At 51.7% G+C, this 1637-nt stretch carries 1 protein-coding gene; it reads left to right on the forward strand.

What is annotated here, in order from left to right:
- The coding region (locus CZ809_RS20550) for an Ig-like domain-containing protein (protein WP_144396223.1) at positions 1-1637 on the forward strand (1637 nt) is incomplete at both ends.

A 1637-nucleotide genomic window follows, 5' to 3' on the forward strand; every position in this document is an offset into this window, starting at 1 on the left:
GCTACCGATGGTGTTATCAACGCAGATGAAGCGCACAGCAAAGTCCCGGTCACGGGGACCGTGGGCGCAGATGTTAAAGTCGGCGATACCGTTACGGTCGTTGTTGATGGTCAAACCGTGGGCACCACAAAAGTTGTGGAGCAGGACGGCAAGTTAACGTGGACGGCAGAAGTCGATGGCAGTGTTTTAGACGGTGCGACGGCTGATAGTGTGACGGCAACCGTCACCACCACGGATGAGGCGGGCAACAGTGCCACGGCGACAGATGATCATATTTATACCGTTGACACTGACATTGCGGCAGCGATCACTATTACCTCGATTGCTACCGATGGTGTTATCAACGCAGAAGAAGCGCACAGCAAAGTCCCTGTTACGGGTACCGTGGGCGCAGATGTTAAAGTCGGCGATACCGTTACGGTCGTTGTTGATGGTCAAACCGTGGGCACCACAAAAGTTGTGGAGCAGGACGGCAAGTTAACGTGGACGGCAGAAGTCGATGGCAGTGTTTTAGACGGTGCGACGGCTGATAGTGTGACGGCAACCGTTACCACCACGGATGAGGCGGGCAACAGTGCCACGGCGACGGACGATCACCCTTACAACATTGATACTGACATTGCGGCAGCGATCACTATTACCTCGATTGCTACCGATGATAATGTAACCGGACCTGATTCTGAACAGTCCCAAGCGATCATCGGTACGGTTGGCGGCGATGTGAAAGCGGGCGATTGGGTAACAGTGACCCTTGATGGAAAAACGTTAGGCACCGCCGAAGTACAAGCGGATAAGTCATGGCGTTTGTCTGTTGATGGCAAGGTCTTGTTGGATGCGAATACGGATCATGTTGGCGCAACAGTGACCACCACTGATACCGCAGGCAACAGCAAAACCGCCACAGCTGAGCATAATTATACGGTGGATGTTAACGCGACTATCGATATCGATAAGATCACTGGCGATAACGTCATTACTCAACAAGAAGGCCATCAGCAGAGCATTGCGATCACCGGTACGGTGGGCGGTCAGGTGCAAGTGGGTGACAAGGTCGTGGTGACGATCAATGGCACCGATTACAACACCCAGGTTGAGGCGGGTAACACATGGTCAGTGAATGTCACGGGCAAGGATGTGTTGCATGCAGATAAAGCCACTGCCACAGTCACAACGTCATACAGTTCACATAATGACACCGCAAACAGTGAAGAAAATTATCAGGTTGGCATCAATGCGGGTGTCACCATCACCACCATTGGTGGTGACAATGTAATCAATGAGAATGAGTCCCACGGCAAAGTGCCTGTAACCGGTACCGTTGGTGGTGATGTCAAAGTTGGCGATACCGTTACGATCACTGTAGATGGTAAAGCGGTAGGTACGGCCACAGTAGAAAATCACAATGGCAAGTTAACGTGGACGGCTGAGGTTGACGGCAGCGTATTAGATAACGCTACCACCGATAATGTCACCGCCACCGTGACAACTCATGATGAAGCAGGTCATAGCGCTACTGCGACAGATGATCATATTTACAACATTGATACTGACATTGCGGCAACGATCACTATTACCTCGATTGCTACCGATGGTGTTATCAACGCAGATGAAGCGCACAGCAAAGTCCCGGTCACGGG

The organism is Photobacterium piscicola (assembly GCF_900166965.1).
Classification (GTDB): Bacteria; Pseudomonadota; Gammaproteobacteria; order Enterobacterales; family Vibrionaceae; genus Photobacterium; species Photobacterium piscicola.